The 16139-nt window shown below is 66.2% G+C and carries 11 protein-coding genes; 5 read left to right on the top strand and 6 right to left on the bottom strand.

What is annotated here, in order from left to right:
- Positions 1–2 precede the first annotated feature (2 nt).
- Positions 3–974, bottom strand: a complete 972-nt coding sequence (locus tag FA702_RS18490; protein WP_168196136.1) for a PHB depolymerase family esterase — start codon at positions 972–974, stop codon at positions 3–5.
- Positions 975–1063: 89 nt separating this feature from the next.
- Positions 1064–1666, bottom strand: a complete 603-nt coding sequence (locus FA702_RS18485; protein WP_124810424.1) for a TetR/AcrR family transcriptional regulator — start codon at positions 1664–1666, stop codon at positions 1064–1066.
- A gap of 162 nt (positions 1667–1828) precedes the next feature.
- On the opposite strand from FA702_RS18485, the gene FA702_RS18480 reads away from it, so the two are divergent.
- From FA702_RS18480 to FA702_RS18460, 5 genes are all read left to right on the top strand, one after another.
- Positions 1829–4021 (top strand): TonB-dependent receptor, encoded by a 2193-nt coding sequence (locus FA702_RS18480; protein WP_168196135.1) that lies wholly within the window; start codon positions 1829–1831, stop codon positions 4019–4021.
- Between the two features lie 35 nt (positions 4022–4056).
- A complete protein-coding gene (locus FA702_RS22890) occupies positions 4057–5991 on the top strand; it encodes a pyrroloquinoline quinone-dependent dehydrogenase (RefSeq protein WP_168196134.1) in 1935 nt (644 codons plus the stop codon).
- On the top strand, positions 5988–6815 hold the full coding sequence (locus FA702_RS18470; RefSeq protein ID WP_136957604.1) for a hypothetical protein: 828 nt from the start codon (positions 5988–5990) through the stop codon (positions 6813–6815). Before FA702_RS22890 ends, FA702_RS18470 begins: the two co-directional genes overlap by 4 nt.
- Positions 6812–8386 carry a long-chain-fatty-acid--CoA ligase gene (locus FA702_RS18465; protein ID WP_136957603.1) on the top strand — a complete coding sequence of 525 codons (1575 nt, stop codon included), beginning with the start codon at positions 6812–6814 and terminating at the stop codon, positions 8384–8386. The genes FA702_RS18470 and FA702_RS18465 overlap by 4 nt, the downstream gene beginning before the upstream one ends.
- A gap of 64 nt (positions 8387–8450) precedes the next feature.
- Positions 8451–9818, top strand: a complete 1368-nt coding sequence (locus tag FA702_RS18460) for a DUF1254 domain-containing protein (RefSeq protein WP_136957602.1) — start codon at positions 8451–8453, stop codon at positions 9816–9818.
- A 3-nt stretch (positions 9819–9821) separates the two neighbouring features.
- On the opposite strand, the gene FA702_RS18455 is transcribed toward FA702_RS18460, so the two are convergent.
- The 4 genes from FA702_RS18455 to FA702_RS18435 all read right to left on the bottom strand — a co-directional run bounded on the left by FA702_RS18455 (position 9822) and on the right by FA702_RS18435 (position 15892).
- Positions 9822–11120: a hypothetical protein gene (locus FA702_RS18455; protein WP_136957601.1), complete on the bottom strand. Its 1299-nt coding sequence runs from the start codon at positions 11118–11120 to the stop codon at positions 9822–9824.
- Positions 11121–11444: 324 nt separating this feature from the next.
- Positions 11445–11921: an Lrp/AsnC family transcriptional regulator gene (locus tag FA702_RS18445; RefSeq protein ID WP_136957600.1), complete on the bottom strand. Its 477-nt coding sequence runs from the start codon at positions 11919–11921 to the stop codon at positions 11445–11447.
- A 64-nt stretch (positions 11922–11985) separates the two neighbouring features.
- On the bottom strand, positions 11986–13128 hold the full coding sequence (locus FA702_RS18440) for a dipeptidase (protein WP_136957599.1): 1143 nt from the start codon (positions 13126–13128) through the stop codon (positions 11986–11988).
- Positions 13129–13132: 4 nt separating this feature from the next.
- On the bottom strand, positions 13133–15892 hold the full coding sequence (locus FA702_RS18435; protein WP_255504877.1) for a M14 family zinc carboxypeptidase: 2760 nt from the start codon (positions 15890–15892) through the stop codon (positions 13133–13135).
- Between the last annotated feature and the right edge of the window lie 247 nt (positions 15893–16139).

The raw sequence follows: 16139 nt of genomic DNA, 5'->3' as shown, positions 1-16139 counted from the left end.
CCCTAGCGCCGGTGGGCCTTGAAGAAATCCCAGATCACCTCGGTGGCGTTGATTTGCGTATAAGGATCGTTCCCGAGCATCCCTCGGCTGCGGGTATCGCCCGGCCAGCCATGACCGGCGCTTGCCAGGCTGTAGAACAGCACTTCCGATCCACCGGAGCATCCTGAGGATCGCGCGCTGGTCACATCCCCGCCCGTGGTGACGGCCGGCGCGGCGCGGCAGCCATCCGCATCCCGCCAGAACGCAACGGCGCGCTCCACCGGCAGGAACGGTGCGGATTGGGCACGCGCGACGAAACTGGTCGGGCTCATGCCCCCGTCATAGCCGACGACATTGTCCTTCCTGCCATGCAGGATCAGCATCGAAACCGGGGTGGCGGCCGGCTTTTCATCGCCAAACATCGCCCCGGAAACAACGGCAGCGGCGGCGATCCGGTCTCCGTGCGCAATCGCGAAGCGATGGGTCAGCATCCCGCCGTTGGAAAAGCCGGCCACGTAGATCCGCCGCGTATCGATACCGCCCTTGCGCGTAATGTCATCGATCACGGCGTTGACGAAGGCCACGTCATCCAGTCCGCTGGTCATGGCCTCGCCGCAGCAGCCGCCGGCATTCCAAGTTCCCATGCCTTGCATACGGCCCACGCCATCGGGCGCCGCGACGACCAGCCCCTCGGACCGCGCCTTGTCGGCCCAACGTGGCAGCATCGTACTGCCATTGCCGCCGCCGCCGTGCAGCACGATCACGAGCGGCGCAGGGCTGCCGCCCTTGCGCGCATCGAGCAGCGCGTAGCTCCGTTCCCGCCCCGCGAACATCAGCGTCCGGCGCGTGGCGCCATCGACATCCGCGGAGGCTTGCTGTCGCGCCGCGCGCAATTCACGCAGACGTTCGCCAAAGCCGGGGCGTTGCGCAGCGGCGGCGCCGGAAAACAGCGCCATAACCACCATTCCGCCCGCAATGATCCGATAGCCCGCCATTCGCGTTCTCCTCCTCTCCACCAGCATGTAACTCACGAGTTACACACCTATCCCGCAGAGTTCAAGGCGGAGCGCCTTCGGGCCGGAAATCAGGGCGCGAGGCCTCGCCAGTAATAGACCGTGGCCCGGACCGAAGATGTGATCCAGGCGAGGAACTGCTCATCCCGCGCCGGATCGCCGTTCTCCATCCAGCGCACATAGGCGTCGAGCAGGAAGGCGGTGACGGATTCGGCCAGGATGCGCACATCGCCCGGCGTGTCGCTGCTTTCCGGCCCCAGGATCGCGGCCTGGCGCTCCTCCACACGTCCCACCAGCGCCTGCGTGAGCCGGTCGAAATGAATCCCGAATTCCGGATCGTGCGAGGCATGCCGCACCAGCAGGCACATCGCGGCGGCATGCGAGCGGGCGACCGCCAGCGTCCGGTGCAATCGCTTGGTCCACCAGTCGACGTCCACGTCGTCGGCGCGCAACAGCGCATCCACGACATCGGACAGCACTTCGTGCACCAGCCGGTCCTTCGATTCGAAGTAGCGATAGAGCACGACCTTCGAGACGCCCGCGCCCTGCGCCACCTGATCCATGGTCGTCTGGCGCAAGCCCCGCTCGTTCAGCACCGTCGCCGCTGCGAGCAGCAGCGTCTCCCGCCTGCGGGCACGGTGCGCGTCCAGCATTTCCGAATAGCTCTGCGTCATCGCGCCACGTTCTCCCGCCGCCGGCCGGATTGCAACCGGGCATCTCCCCTTCCGTCCCGACGGCGGAAAGCGCAACCCTATTTACTCGCCCGGAACTAGATGTTACTCATGAGTTACAGAGGTGGCGTCAGGATGAATCGCCACCCGTTTCGAGAGAAGGGGATGGAGATGAAAGGTATGGAGCGGCAGGCGCGTGCGTTGAGGGCGGGAAGCGCGCTGGCCATTCTGGCGATTGCGCTGGTTGGCGCACCGGCTCATGCCGAGGATGCGCCGCAGGACGGTTCCGGCGAAATCTTCGTGGTTGCCCGCAAGCGGGCCGAAACGATCGAATCCGTGCCGGTCTCCGTCGGCGTCCTGTCGGACAGCGATCTCAGCCGCCTCGCGATCAAGGACGTTGCCGACTATACGCGACAGACCCCCGGCGCGATCCTGATCGGTTCCGGCCCCGAATATCTCAACGATATCGCCTTGCGCGGCCAGGGCGGCGGACGGCTGGGCTTCTCGGAATCGAGCACCGGCATCTATCGCGACGGCATCTTCGTGGCCGGCGGCGGTTTCGGCGGTCGCAGTTATAGCCGCATCGATTTTCACGACGTCGAACGGGTCGAGGTTTACCGGGGACCGCAGGGCGCGCTTTACGGACGCAACGCGGTGGGCGGGGCCGTCAACGTCATCAGCCGCAAGCCCGTGCTCGATACCGAGGTGCGCGGCAAGGTCGGGTACGATTCGGTCAACGAACTGGACACGTCGCTGACGGTGAACGTGCCAATCGGCGGGACCGCCGCGGTTCGCGTGGGCGGTTACTACGTCAACCAGACCGGCGGATTCTACAAGGACCAGGTGAGCGGCAAGACCATCGACACATCACGCGACTGGGGCATTCGCGGCGCGATCGGCGTGGGCATCAAGACCGACAGCACCGCGACGCTGATGGTCGAACATTCCCGCTCCGAAGCGCCGGGGTTCACGGCGCTGGGGCAGAACCAGGTGCTCGATCCCGATCCCTTCGTGCGCACCGGGCTCGACGCGGTCGACCGCGTGACGATCAACCAGACGCAGATGATCGGCGAATTCACGCATGATTTCGGGACGAGCGAACTGACGCTGCTGGCGAACTACAAGGGGCGTGACGGCGCGCGATCGGGCGCGGACTTCGACCACTACCTCGGCATCCGGCTGCCCACGGCGCAGTTGTACGACGCGCAGGGAGAGGACTTCAAGCGCTACGGCACCGAAGCGCGCTGGGGATCGACCGGAAAGACGGGCTTCACCTGGCTCGGCGGCGTGGATTTCATGACCTACACGTCGAACGTCTATTCGCTGCGCACCGGCACGGTCACCGGCAGCAACGCCACCGCGATCTCGCTCAAGCGCCAGCTCCGCCGGCAGGAATCCCAGGAAACGCTGGATTCGTATTCGGCCTATGGGCAACTGGGCTTCGATCTGACGAGCCAGTTGAAACTCTCGGTCGAAGCGCGTTTCCAGATCGACCGGAAGAACTTCCGGTTCCGCCAGATCGATCTCGATCCGACGACCAACGAAACCATTCCGCTCACGACCTTCCGGCGGACATGGCACCGGTTCCTGCCCACCGCGTCGCTGACCTACACGGTCAATCCCGATCTCACGTTCTATGGCCGCGTCGCGACAGGCTACCGGCCGGGCGGTTTCAACCAGAGCCCCGCGCAGGGCTTCTTCGACCGCGTTCCCTACAATCCCGAAGACATCACATCGGGCGAAATCGGCGTGAAAGGCCGCTTCCGGATCGGCAGCGCGGTCTTCCGGAGCCAGCTGGCGCTGTACTACAGCGTCACCCGCAACGTGCAGCAAACCACCACGCTGTCCGCCACCAACCCCGCCTTCACGCTAGAGAACGTCGGCACCGACGACATCTTCGGCGGCGAGTTCGAACTGAGCGGCACCATTCCGCTGGCGGGCGGACAGCTTGTGACCAGCCTGAACGTCTCGGGCGAGCGCGGTCGCTGGCACGACGGGGCCTCGATCATCAACGCGGGCGCGCTCATCGACCTTGCGGGCAAAACCACGCCCCGCACGCGCGATTACATCATCAATCTCAACGCGATGTACGATCATCCGATCGGCGGCGGCATGGACGCGATGTTCACGGCCAGCTACCAGACCGCCGCCGGCGGGTTCGACGATGCCTCGCTGGCCCGACCCAGCCAGAACTACTCGATGGTGGATCTTTCGGCCGGCATCAGGACGCCCCACTGGACGCTGATGGGGTATGTGAAGAACCTCACCAACGATTTCTACCGGATCGTCTCGGTGGGCGGAAATTCCTACTACAACACGCCGCGCACTTATGGCGCGACGCTTTCGTTCAACTGGTGAGCCGCGCCGTGGCCGGTTTCGACAGGCGGACGACGATGAAGGGGGCGGGCGCCGTTGCGGCGCTCGCCCTCGCCCCCGGTCTCGCCGCGCGTGGCCGTCCAACGCGCAACGCCGCCGAATGGCCGGTCTATGGGGCGACCAACGCGGCGACGAAGTATTCGCCGCTCGACCAGATCGACGCCGCGAACGTCGCCACGCTGGAAGTGGCGTGGGAATGGACATCGCCGGACGCCGCCATCCTGGAGGCGCATCCCGAATTGCAGCCCGGCGAATTCCAGGCAACGCCGATCATGGTCGATGGCCGCCTGTTCACCTCCACGGCGATGAGCCAGGTGGCGGCGATCGATCCCGCTTCGGGACGAACGCTGTGGGTTTACGACCCCGGCACCTGGCGGCACGGCTATCCCACCAGCAAGGGTTTCCAGCATCGTGGCGTGGCCTTCTGGCGCGCGGGGAAAGATGCGCGCGTTCTGATCGCCACGGGCGACAACCGCCTGATCGCGCTCGACGCAGCCAGCGGAGCGCCCGTTGCGGGGTTCGGGGAAGAAGGGGAAGTGAACCTGCTCCGCTCGTCGGGAGAGCCGGTTCCCGACGCCCCCGCCCGATTGATCGGCGCAACCTCGCCGCCGGTGATCTGCCGCGACACCGTGATCGTGGGCCAGTACATCAACGACGTGCCGAGCCGTCCGGTGATGCCCGTGGGCGTCATCCAGGGTTTCGACGTGCGCTCCGGGCGCCACAAGTGGACGTTCCGGATGATCCCCCGCGCTGGTGAAGCGGGTGCTGAAACGTGGCGCGAAGGCTCGGCCGAACGTACCGGCAATGCCAATGCCTGGGCACCGATGAGCGCGGACGACGATCTCGGCCTCGTCTATGTCCCCGGCACCTGCCCGACCAACAACTTCTTCGGCGGCGACCGGCCGGGAGACAACCTGTTCGGCAACGCGCTGGTGGCCCTCGACGTCGAAACGGGCTTGCGCCGCTGGCACTACCAGCTCGTCCACCACGACATCTGGGACTACGACATTCCCTGCGCCGGCAATCTCGTCGACATCATGGTCGAAGGGAAGCGCATCCCCGCCATCGCGCAAGTCACCAAGCAGGGCTTCTGCTTCGTGTTCGATCGCCGCGACGGCAAGCCGGTCTGGCCGATCGAGGAAAGGCCGGTGCCGCAATCGACCATCGCGGGCGAACGCACTGCCGCGACGCAGCCCTTCCCCACCAAGCCGCCGCCGTTCGACCGGCAGGGCATCGGCGAAGACGATCTGATCGATTTCACCCCGGCCCTGCGTGACGAGGCCAGGACCATTCTGGCGAAGTACAAGGCCGGGCCGCTGTTCACGCCGCTGGGTACGCAACCGACCATCGTGCTGCCGAGCTGGGTGGGCGGGGCGAACTGGTGGGGCGCCGCCGCCGATCCGGAAACCGGGATGCTCTATGTCCCGTCGCTGACCGCGCCGGTGTCCATGGCGCTGGACGGGGACGGCAAGCGCACCGACGCGGCCGACGGCGACAGCGAGATCGCCGGCCGCGCCAGCGTCGTGCGCGGACCGGGCGGCCTGCCGCTGCTCAAGCCGCCTTATGGCCGCATCACCGCGATCGATCTCCATCGCGGTGCGATCGCGTGGACTCGCGCCAATGCACCGCGCGCGCGCGACCTGCCGATGTTCCGCCCCTACAGTCCTGGCTGGATCGGCACGACCAGCCGTACCGGTCCGCTGCTGACGCGGACGCTGCTGTTCCTGGGCGAAGGGCCGCACAGCCCCGCGCAGTCGCGCAAGATGCTCTGCGCCTACGACAAGGCGACAGGGGCGCTCCGGGCGGAGATCCCACTGCCCGATCACACGCTGGGGCCGCCAATGACCTACATGGCCGACGGCCGGCAATTCATCGTGTGCGGCATGGGCTTCCGCAAGGCGCCGCACAGGCTGGTCGCGCTGGCGCTGCCCTCAACCAGGAAGGAACCATGATGGCCGCCCACCTTTCCCGCCGCCAAGCCATGGCCGGTGGCGCCGCGGTGCTGGCCGCGCTGGCTGTGCCGCAGCCCGCCCTGGCGACCGGCGCGATCAAGCACTACATCCTGATCGAGCTGCTGCCAGGGACCGATCAACTGGCGCTCGACCGCTGGTACATGACCTTTCACGCACCCCAGGTGCGGCGGGCCTACCAGGCCTGGCAGCGCGATTACCTCTCGTTTCGCGCCTATCTGCCGCCGGAAGAAGCCGTGCGTCGCTTCCATGTCGCGTTCGGGCGCATGACCGAAATCCACTTCGACAGCATCGACGATTTTCGAGAAAGCCGCCGCAACGGTCTCTATGGCGGCGATCTCGCCTCGTTCACCCCGCCGCCCGGGGGCTGGGCCGGCAACCGGCTGTTCCGCAGCACCACCGCAACGATCCCGGTCAATCCGGACACGCTTTACCTGTCGAAACCCACCCCGCCCCGGGACATGCCCTACCTGCGCTGGATCGTGTTCCTGCGCTATCCGGCCAATGTTCCGACGGCAGACGCGGATGCTTGGTTCGACAAGGTTGCCGCGCCGGAAATCGTGGAGCGGCCGGGTCTGCGGCGGTTCGGCCTGTACCGCGCGGTCAGCGAACGGTCGGAATATCCCCGCGTGATGGAACTGTGGTTCGACAGCTATGCCGACTGGCGTGCCGCGTTCCTCGATCCCGAACCCCGGTTCACGCCGCCGCCGTGGGGCGGCGCGTTCCCGTTCGCTGACACGCTTTCCATGTTCGTCGGGGAAAATCCCGACATCGATTTCATTCATGACGATCGGGTAGTGCCTTGAATACCTTTGCCGCCGATGCCGTTTCCTACGAGAACGAAAGTCACCTTCTCGATGATCTGCTGCGCCGGATCGCGGCCAGGCATCCACACGCGCCGGCGCTTGGAGAACGCGAGACGGCGATCGATTTCGCCACGCTCGACGGGCGCGTTCACCGCGTCGCCAACGGTCTCGTCGCTTCCGGCAGCGCGGGCGATCGGATCGCCATCGTCGGGCGCAATTCGGCGGAACAAGTCGAACTGCTGCTGGGCATCGCCCGCGCCGGGCAAGTGGCACTGCCCGTCAACTGGCGCCTCGCCGCGCCGGAAATCCGGTATATTCTCAGCCATTCCCGCGCGACGCGGGTCTTCGCGGACCGGGAGTTCGCCGGCATCGTGGCACAGGCGATGGAGGGAAGGCCGGTGCCGCTGATCGTGCTGGACGACGCGGGGGCCGAGGGGTTCGCGGCCTGGCGTGACCGCCAGCACGACACGCCGGTCCAACGCCGGGGAAGCGCCGAAGACGTCGTCCTCCAGATGTACACCAGCGGCACCACCGGACTGCCCAAGGGCGTGATGCTCACCAACGCCAGCGTCATGGCCTCGATCGCCCTGTTCAGCCGCCCGCCGCTCGATCTCGACACGTCCGACGTGATCTATGCCCCCGCTCCGATGTTCCACATCACCGGGATCGGCCCGGTGCTGCGATCGGTCCAGTCGGGTGCGCGGCTGGTGCTGGCCAGCCAGTTCGTGCCCGACGAAGCGGTGCGTGTGATGGCGCGCGAAGGCGTCACCTATACCACGCTCGCCCCCGCGATGATCCAGGCCTGCCTTGCCGCGCCATCGTTCCGCGACGCCGCGCCAGCGGCATTGCGCATGATCGTCTATGGCGGCTCGCCCATTGCCGAATCCGTGCTGCGCGAAGCGGGCGAGCGGATGGGCTGCGCTTTCGCGCAATGTTACGGCCTGACGGAAACCACCGGCCCGGTCACGCTGCTGACGCCGGAGGACCATGCGCCGGGCGCGCAGCGGCTGCTGTCGTGCGGGCGCGCGGCCGACGGAATCGAAATCGCGGTGATCGACGCGGACGGCGCACCGCTCCCTGCCGGGGAGACGGGCGAGATCGTGGTGCGCGGAGACATCGTCATGTCGGGCTACGCCGATGACCCCGAGGCCACCACGCAGACGATCCGCGCGGGATGGCTGAAAACGGGCGACGCCGGTTATCTGGACGCGGAAGGCTATCTCTTCATCCGTGATCGCGTGAAGGACATGATCGTTTCCGGTGGCGAAAATGTCTATCCGGTGGAAGTCGAGAACGCGCTGCTCGATCATCCGGCCATCGCGGACGCGGCGGTGATCGGCGTGCCCGATCCGCGCTGGGGCGAAGCCGTGCTGGCGATGATCGTGCCCGCCTTCGGACATGCCCTGACCACGGACGACGTTACCGCCTTCTGCCGCGACCGGATCGCCGGATACAAGTGTCCGCGCGAATTCCGTTTCATCGACATGATCCCGCGCAACGCTGCCGGCAAGATTCTGCGTCGCGATTTGCGCGCTCCCTTCTGGGAAGACCGGGAAAGACAGGTAGGATGAAAGGTCCGTCAAAACGCCCCGCTCGAAGCGGCGGGCACACGGTAATCGGGAAAGGATACAGGCCATGATTTCAGACGGTACTTCACGTTCCCTGCCGCTCACCCGCCGCGCCTTGCTGGGTACGGCGGGCGCTCTGTCGTTCGGCGCAGCGCTGCCGGCACGCCTGTTGGCGGCCGACGATCCCGATGCCGGCATTCGCGCCGCGTTCTACTATGCCTTCACGCTCTACGAGTTCGCGCGAAACGAACAGGCGCTGGCCCGATGCGTCGGCGCGCCCGGCACGCTCAACACCATCGTCCGGCGGTCGCAACTGTCCGACTGGCGTTCCCGCAACGTGACCGCGCCCAACAACGACACGATCTATTCGTCCTGCCTGCTCGACCTGTCGGGTGGTCCGATGGAACTGGCAGCGCCCACCGTGCGCGATCGCTATCTGTCCATCGCCTTCATGAACGCGTTTACCGACAACTTCGCCTATGTCGGCACGCGCGCGACCAACGGGAACGGCGGCCGCTTCTGGATCGCGGGACCGGAATGGCAGGGGACCGCTCCCGACGGCGTGCCGGTGTTCCGGTCGAGCACGAACGATGTCTGGATGCTGGCGCGTATTCTTGTCGATGGGCCAACCGATCTCCCCGCCGCAGAGGCGGTGCAGCAGCAGATTTCCATATCGGCGCCGGCGGGTCGCCACCCGCCGCGCGGCTTTACGGTCGCGGCCCAGCCGCAGGGCACGGATGCCGCCAATTTCCTCGCCGTCGTCAACGAGCTGATCCGCCGTTCGCCGGGACGCCAGGGGGAACTCGCGCGCGCCGGGCAGTTCGCCGCCTGGGGCATTGGCACCGACCAACAACCCTCCCCTGCCCTGCTCGAAGCGTGGACACGTTTCCTGCCGATCGGGATCAAGGACTTGCGCGAAGGATTCCTGTTCCGTGATCTGGTCGTCAACGGGTGGAGCTACCAACCACGCGGCGTCGGCAATTTCGGCAGCAACGACCGTCTGCGCGCGCTGGTGGCGCTGGGTGGAATCGCGGCGCTGGGCGAACAGGAGGCGATGTACTTTCATGCCAACTTCGATGCGCACGGCGCGCGCCTGTCGGGCCAGAACGCCTATCGCTGGAGAGTACCGCCCGGCGGCGTTCCGGCCAAGGCGTTCTGGTCGCTGACGATGTACGATGCGCAGCCGGACGGCCGCTACTACCTGGTGGAGAACCCGATCGGGCGCTATTCGATCGGAGACCGCACGCCCGATCTCGTGCGCGAACCGGACGGCAGCACGGTGATCTGCATCCAGCGCGAACGCCCCGAGGGCCGCCTAGCCGCGAACTGGCTGCCAGCCCCCGCCGGCCCCATGCGGCTTGCCCTACGCGCCTATCTGCCGAAGGAAGAACTGATCGACCGCAAATGGCGGGTGCCGCCGCTCGAACAGGTCTGATCGTCAGGCCGTCGCGCCGAGAATCAACGCCTTGCAGGCCGCGATCACCGGCGCGACGAAATCGGGCGACACGCAACGCGCATCGTCGCCTTCGACGTGATGGTAACGGTGCGCACCAAAGATACCGGCGACGCGCCGGTGCCCCGCCGCAAGGATCGTCGAAAGCTCTCCGGCCGCGCCGGCACTGGCGGGATACGCCATTTCAAGGCCGGGCAGCCCCGCGAACACCCGCTTCGCCAAAGGCAGGAGGTCGGCGCCAACCGCCAGGAATCGCTGCGGGTCCGCGCTCGGCAGCGGCAGCAGCCGCCCTCCGCCCGGCTCGTGCCAGTCGCGCGCGGCGACATTGGCGCCAAGATGCAGCCACAGCGCCGTGCGTTCCGGCAACGGCGCAAGCGCGTCGAGCGCATGTTCCGATCCGAGGTTTTCGTACTCGTGCCCACTGTTGCACAGGAACAGCAGGTCGTGCCGGGGCAGAGCGGCGCCAGCCCAGCGCGCCAGCGCCAGCCACGTGACGAGGCCGGGACCACGTTCGCCGGCACAGGTCGTCCAGCCTGAACGCGGTGTGGACACGACCAGCGTTCTCGCCCCGCCCCGCTGCCATCGTCCCGCGATATTGAACGCCTCCCGGCGACCGGCATCCCCGTCGAGGAAAAGCGTGGCGATCTCCCCGGCCTGCGCGAGCGCGCGGAACGGGGCTGCCGCCCTGGGCGCAAGGACGCCGGCAGGCACATCGACCATCGCCTTGTTCCCATCCGCGTTGAGCGCGATGGCCTCTCCCGTGGGGCCATTGGTCACCAGCAGAACCGCGGCGGCACCAGCAGCGGCGACGGCGCGCAACGTTTCCGCGACCGGCCGCGCCAGCGCGCTCGACCAGCGCGCGTACGGCAGTTCGACCAGGGCGATCGCGCCGGACAGGCCCGATGCCGGCACCAATCCGGGCTCCACGCGCACCAGCTTTCCGGTCAGCCCGGACGCGCCCGTCGGCATGACGATGGCCAGTGGCAGCACCGCCGCCCGTGCCGCGCCGCTCACCAGTTCCATGCGTCGCGGGGAGAAGAACGGCACGCTGAACGCCTGTCTTTCGGTCTGCGCGCCAGCCTGTTTCAATTGCTCCTCGATCCACGCGCCGCAGGCGGTATCGCCAGGGCCGCCCGACGCCTTGTTGCCGAAGCCGACGTAGCGGTCGAGGTCCGCTGCGATGGCATCGCGGGTCGGTCCCGCCGACTGTGCGTGGGCAGCGACAGGCAGGGCCGGCGTGAGCACCATGGCCTTGATGACGGACCTGCGGGTGGAGCGTGACATGGTGCGGGTGCAGAGCCTAGATCGTTCGAGCCGGAAGCTTAGGGTCAGGACCCATTACTGGCGCGGTCGAGGCATCCAAATGGCGAACATATCGGGCCGAGAGGCACGCCGCGAAGGCTGGCTGCCTTTGCAAGCGCCTTTCGGTTCGAGATGGAAGCCATTTGGACGTCCCGCAGGGATTTGACCAAAATGGCCCAGCGCGACGTCGGAGTGGCTTGAAATATCGACATATTCCTGCGCCCCTCCTCCTTGCCCTGGGCCATTTTGCTTCAAACCTCGATCGCGCCAGTAATGGGTCCTGACCTTAGCCGGCTAGCGCGAAACTCAGCAAAAATCGAGCGGCAGGGCGGTCGTTTTCTTGAGCTGTTTCATCACGATGAACGTGCGCACGTTATCAATCTCCTCGCCGATCAGCAGCTTCGCCGAGAGGAACTCGCTGTAGCTTTCCAGATCGCGGGTACAGACCCGCAGCATGAAGTCCATCTCGCCCGTGGTGTAATCGCACGAGATCACTTCGGGCAACGCTTCGATCCGCGCGCGGAACAGGCGCTCGGCCTCGCCGGTCTGCGAACGCAGCTTCACCGCGATATAGGCGGAAATGCCCAGATTGAGCTTCGCCGGATCGAGGATCGCGGCGGTGCGCTCGATAAAGCCCTGCTCGCGCAGGCGGTGCAGCCGCCGCGAACATTGCGAGGGCGAGAGGTGGACGAGCGTGCTCAGCTCGCCCGGCCCCAGATCGCCACGAAGCTGGATGTGCTGCAGGATCTTGCGATCGAACCTGTCCAGCCGTTCCTGCGCCATCCTATACTCCTGCCTGCCGCCTCCGGTGTACGGTGGCGACGATCTTCCGCGTGCCAAAGGCTTGTCAGCCGAGCCAGACGTCCCTGAACAAGCGGTCGAAATTACCGCCGATGACCTTTTCGACCACCCGATCCGGATAGCCGGCCGCGTTGAGATCGGCCGCGATCATCTCCAGCCGGCGCGGGGCGTTGAGATCGGGCACGGTCACCGGGCTGTCCGCCTCGCCCGGCGCGCCGATCCCGGCCTTCTGCCGCGCTTCGGCCGTCTGGCGCACGATGTCCATGTAAGCGGGCGAAATGTCGACGGGGGTGATGCTCTGGTCGCTGCCGATCCCGACATGATCCTCGCCGCAGGTATCCAGCGCGTGGCGCAAATGCCGGCGGAACAGCGCGCGCGAGGCCGCCACCGGATCGCGGCCGAGGAACGGCATCAGGTAGAGGCCGACCACGCCGCCCCGGTCGGCAACCGCGCGGAACGCCGTGTCGGGCAGGTTGCGCTGGCTGTCGAACACCGCGCGGGCGCCGGTGTGCGAGATCGTGATCGGCCGCGAGGAGGCTTGCGCCGCCTGAATCGCAGTGGAGGGATTGGCGTGGCCGACATCGACCAGCACGCCCAGACCGTTCATGCGCGCCACCGCCTCGCGCCCCAGATCGGTCAGCCCCTCGCTTTCCGGAAGCGAACTGCCCGCGCCCAGCGCGTTGCGATCGTTGTAGGTCAGTTGCATGATCTTGACCGACATGGCGGCAAAGGCATCGATCAGCCCGAGATCGGTGCCGATCATGCCCATGCCCTGAAAGCCGAAGATCACGCCCAGTTTCCCGTCGCGCTTGGCCCGCGCGATATCGGCATGGCGGCGCACCAGCGTCAGGTAATCCGGATGACGCGCGATCTGGTCCAGCCAGAAGCCGATCTCCTTGACCGTCTCCGCCAGGCTGCCCGGCTTGCCCACGGTCAGGTTGATCGCGGTCATGCCGGACGCGCGGACGTTCTCCAGTTGCGCGGGCGTGAGCGGACCCGGCTTGGGGTAGGGTACGTTCCACGTATTCGGCGAGGCCAGCGCGTCGATGACGATGGCGCGGCGGTAAAGCGCGCCGATCGCGGGTGGAACGCCGTTCGCCGCAGGCGCGGCACTCGCCGTTCCGCCAGTGCCCGCGGCCAGCGTCGCCAGCATGCCCAGCGAAAAGGCGCGGCGATCCACCCCCGGCATTCCCTTACTGCCCTTCCGGGACCGGCGGCGGCGCGGGCGGCGCCTCGTCGGTCAATCCCAACTGCTTCCAGTTGATCAGCGCGTTGTAAAGCATCCGGAATTCACCCAGGTTCTGCCAGCGCCAGATCGGATTGGTGGCGAACATCAGCACGCGGCCCGAACCATCGGGCACGTTGATGATCGCCGGACGGTCCTTCACCTGGTCCGATCCGCGCATGAACCCGCTCTGCACGCCGTCCTTGCCGCCGGGAAATTCCATCAGGATCTGCCCCTTCAGCCGGTCCGGCACGGTGAACAGCGTGCTGGTCGCCCAGCGGACCGGCATCTTCTGGTCCTTGATATCGGCATCGTAGCCATAGAAGATCGGGCTGGCGGGCTTGGTCACCTTGGCCGTCACCACGGGGCCGGGCGCATAGAAATTGCCGCCGGCCTTGGTTTCGGACAGTTCGTCCACCAGCCCGAAATCGACCGGCACCGCGCTGGCATCGCCCGTCGTGATAAGCGTTCCGCCCTGCTCCACGAACTTCTGCAGTTCGGCAAGGCCTTCCAGCCCCATGCCGCCGCGCACGTCTTCCGACGATCCGTAATCGCCCGAGAAGCGATAGCGGTCGGTCTTGGTATAGGGCAGCGGCTTGCCCTTCATGGGAATGTCGAAAACGATCTCCTTCACCGACCGGCCCTGCGTAGGCAGGATGATGACATCGTAACTGGCGCGCAGGTTGCCCTTGCGGACCTGCTCCTTGTAGATCAGGTCATAGGACACGGCGTGCCGGTCCATCGCATAGCGCAGCCAGCCAACCTTCTCGCTCGATCCCCAGGTGCTGAACACCGCCGTGCGCGGCAGGACGGTATCGTGCGCGGGGGCATTCGGCTGTCCCGAAATCCCGATCGCCTCCAGCCCCAGTTCCTCGACCGCCGGCTTCAGCGCCGCATAGGCGCTGCCATCGACCAGGAAGGAGCCCGCCGGAACAGTCTTTCCACCCGACTGGAAGGCCTTTTCGACCACCTTCACCGGCGTATCCTTCAGCCGGTAGCGCAGCGTGGCCATGTTGACCGAGCCCTGATCGAGCACGGCGTAGGTCCGCGCGCCGCCGCCACTGATCCGCCCGGTGACGGTGAACTGCGCCAGCGGCGTGACCGGAACCGCCAGCGCGGCCTTGTCCGCCACCTCGACAATCTTGGTGTGCGTCATCAGGCCCATGGTCCAGGCCGCGTCGTCGTAGGTCGTGAGGTTCTCGTCGGGATAATCGTTCTGCAGCTTCAGCAGCATCTTGGCGAGACGGCCATAGGGCTGGTTGAGCTTGATGACGAGCGAACCGGCCGGGAACGTCCCCTCCTTGACCGTCACCGTCTGGCTGGCGCGGCCGATCTCGATGCCCTGCAACTGGAGAATGTCCGTCACGAACTTGATGCGCGAGGGATCGGCCTGATCGGCGGGAATGACATAGGCATAGGGCGCCTTGTCCGCGCCCGCCTGGATCGCGTTGCTGCTCTTCTTGTAGAAGTTCTCGAGAATGACCTGCGGGAACCGCGCGGCCAGATCGAGCGCGGTCAGGATGCCGGTTTCCATGTAGTTAGTGTTGTTGCGCATCGACCACATCACCTCCTTGTAGGGAGGCAGCGGCCGGAACCAGTCGCGCTTGGTCCAGTCCCCGCCGCGCACGCCCGTCTGCACTTCGGGGGCCACATGGCGGTACATCGTGGTCGCGCCGGCGTTGCCGAAGGTTTCGTACATGCGCAGCATGCCGTTGTGGTTCGACGACATGAAGGCGAGGTAGCCCGGCGTCCAGGCATCGACGAAGCCGTGCGTCCACACGCCCGGCATGCCGTACTTGGTCATCTGCGCCATCTCGAAATTCGAGAACCACGGCAGTTCGCCGAACAGGATCGGATCGAGATCGGGGTTCTGCGGCGCCTGCCCGGAATAGGTGTACATGAACGGCACCGATTCATGCAGTTCATGCATGATCGGCGGGTGCCAATCGAGGTAGTACTTCATCAGGTGGCGCGCGCTGACGTCCGAGAAATTGATGTCGCGGTTGTTGTCGTGATAGATGTACTTGCCCCAATAGGGCGGACCGCCGGGCTTGTTGCGATCGTCCTTCTCGTCGATCAGGTTGCGGTAATACCAGTCGACGTAGCGATCGCGCCCGTCCGCTTCCAGCACGGGCGTGATCGCGACGACCAGATTGTCACGAATGCCCTTCATCATCGCGCTGTCTTCGGTCAGCAGGCGATAGGCCAGTTCCATCAGCATTTCCGGCGGGCCGGTCTCCGCGCTGTGGAGGCCGCCGGAGATGTGATAGACCGGCTTGGTCGCGGCGATGACCGCCGGGGCCTCGGCGGCCGGCAGCTTGCGCGGATCGGCCAGCAGCGCCAGGTTCTTCTTGTAGGTATCGAGGCTGGCGATGTTGTCGGGGGCCGAGATCATGACCACGATGTTCTCGCGGCCTTCCTCGGACTTGCCGATCTCGATGATCTTCACGCGGTCCGGCGCGGCTTCGGCCAGCCTGCGGTAATAGGCGATGATCTGCTCGTAGTAGTGCAGCGTATCGGGAGCGCCGATGTTCTTGCCGAGCACCTGCTTGGGCGAGGGAATCGTCTGCGAAACCGGCAGGTGATCGACCAGCGGGCTCATGAACTCGGGCTTGGTGGTCCACCGCTTCACGTCGGCGGCGTAGTCAGGGTCCATCTGCTGCGCCATGGCGGTACCGCTCAGCAGCATGGCCATGGCCACGCCGGCAACAATCGTTCTGTTCTTCACACGTGCTCCCCGAAAATGACAATTACCCGGCGCGCTGGCCAGGCGTGCTGAAACGCCTCACGCCGCGGGCGCGAGGAAGAGAGGCTGGATAGTCCCTTTGAAATGCGGCCAACCTTATCCGCGACCCGAGCCGACACAATGCCTTTTCTTGCGCAGGAGGTGCGCACGGGCACACGATCATGCACGATAAAAGCATTCTGCAGGCAGAAAATTCCACATTTTATCCATTCCCCCGGCATCGCCCCCA

The sequence above is a fragment of the Novosphingobium sp. EMRT-2 genome (genome assembly GCF_005145025.1).
In the GTDB taxonomy this organism is placed as follows: Bacteria; Pseudomonadota; Alphaproteobacteria; order Sphingomonadales; family Sphingomonadaceae; genus Novosphingobium.
The sequence above is the reverse complement of the archived record's forward strand: the minus strand, read 5'-3'. Positions and strand labels throughout refer to the sequence as shown.

Excerpts from the sequence above, each read along its gene's own strand:
- FA702_RS18490 (WP_168196136.1), bottom strand. The coding sequence starts at position 974 with ATGGCGGGCTATCGGATCATTGCGGGCGGAATGGTGGTTATGGCGCTG.
- FA702_RS18485 (WP_124810424.1), bottom strand. The coding sequence starts at position 1,666 with ATGACGCAGAGCTATTCGGAAATGCTGGACGCGCACCGTGCCCGCAGG.
- FA702_RS18480 (WP_168196135.1), top strand. The coding sequence starts at position 1,829 with ATGGAGATGAAAGGTATGGAGCGGCAGGCGCGTGCGTTGAGGGCGGGA.
- FA702_RS22890 (WP_168196134.1), top strand. The coding sequence starts at position 4,057 with ATGAAGGGGGCGGGCGCCGTTGCGGCGCTCGCCCTCGCCCCCGGTCTC.
- FA702_RS18470 (WP_136957604.1), top strand. The coding sequence starts at position 5,988 with ATGATGGCCGCCCACCTTTCCCGCCGCCAAGCCATGGCCGGTGGCGCC.
- FA702_RS18460 (WP_136957602.1), top strand. The coding sequence starts at position 8,451 with ATGATTTCAGACGGTACTTCACGTTCCCTGCCGCTCACCCGCCGCGCC.
- FA702_RS18455 (WP_136957601.1), bottom strand. The coding sequence starts at position 11,120 with ATGTCACGCTCCACCCGCAGGTCCGTCATCAAGGCCATGGTGCTCACG.
- FA702_RS18445 (WP_136957600.1), bottom strand. The coding sequence starts at position 11,921 with ATGGCGCAGGAACGGCTGGACAGGTTCGATCGCAAGATCCTGCAGCAC.
- FA702_RS18440 (WP_136957599.1), bottom strand. The coding sequence starts at position 13,128 with ATGCCGGGGGTGGATCGCCGCGCCTTTTCGCTGGGCATGCTGGCGACG.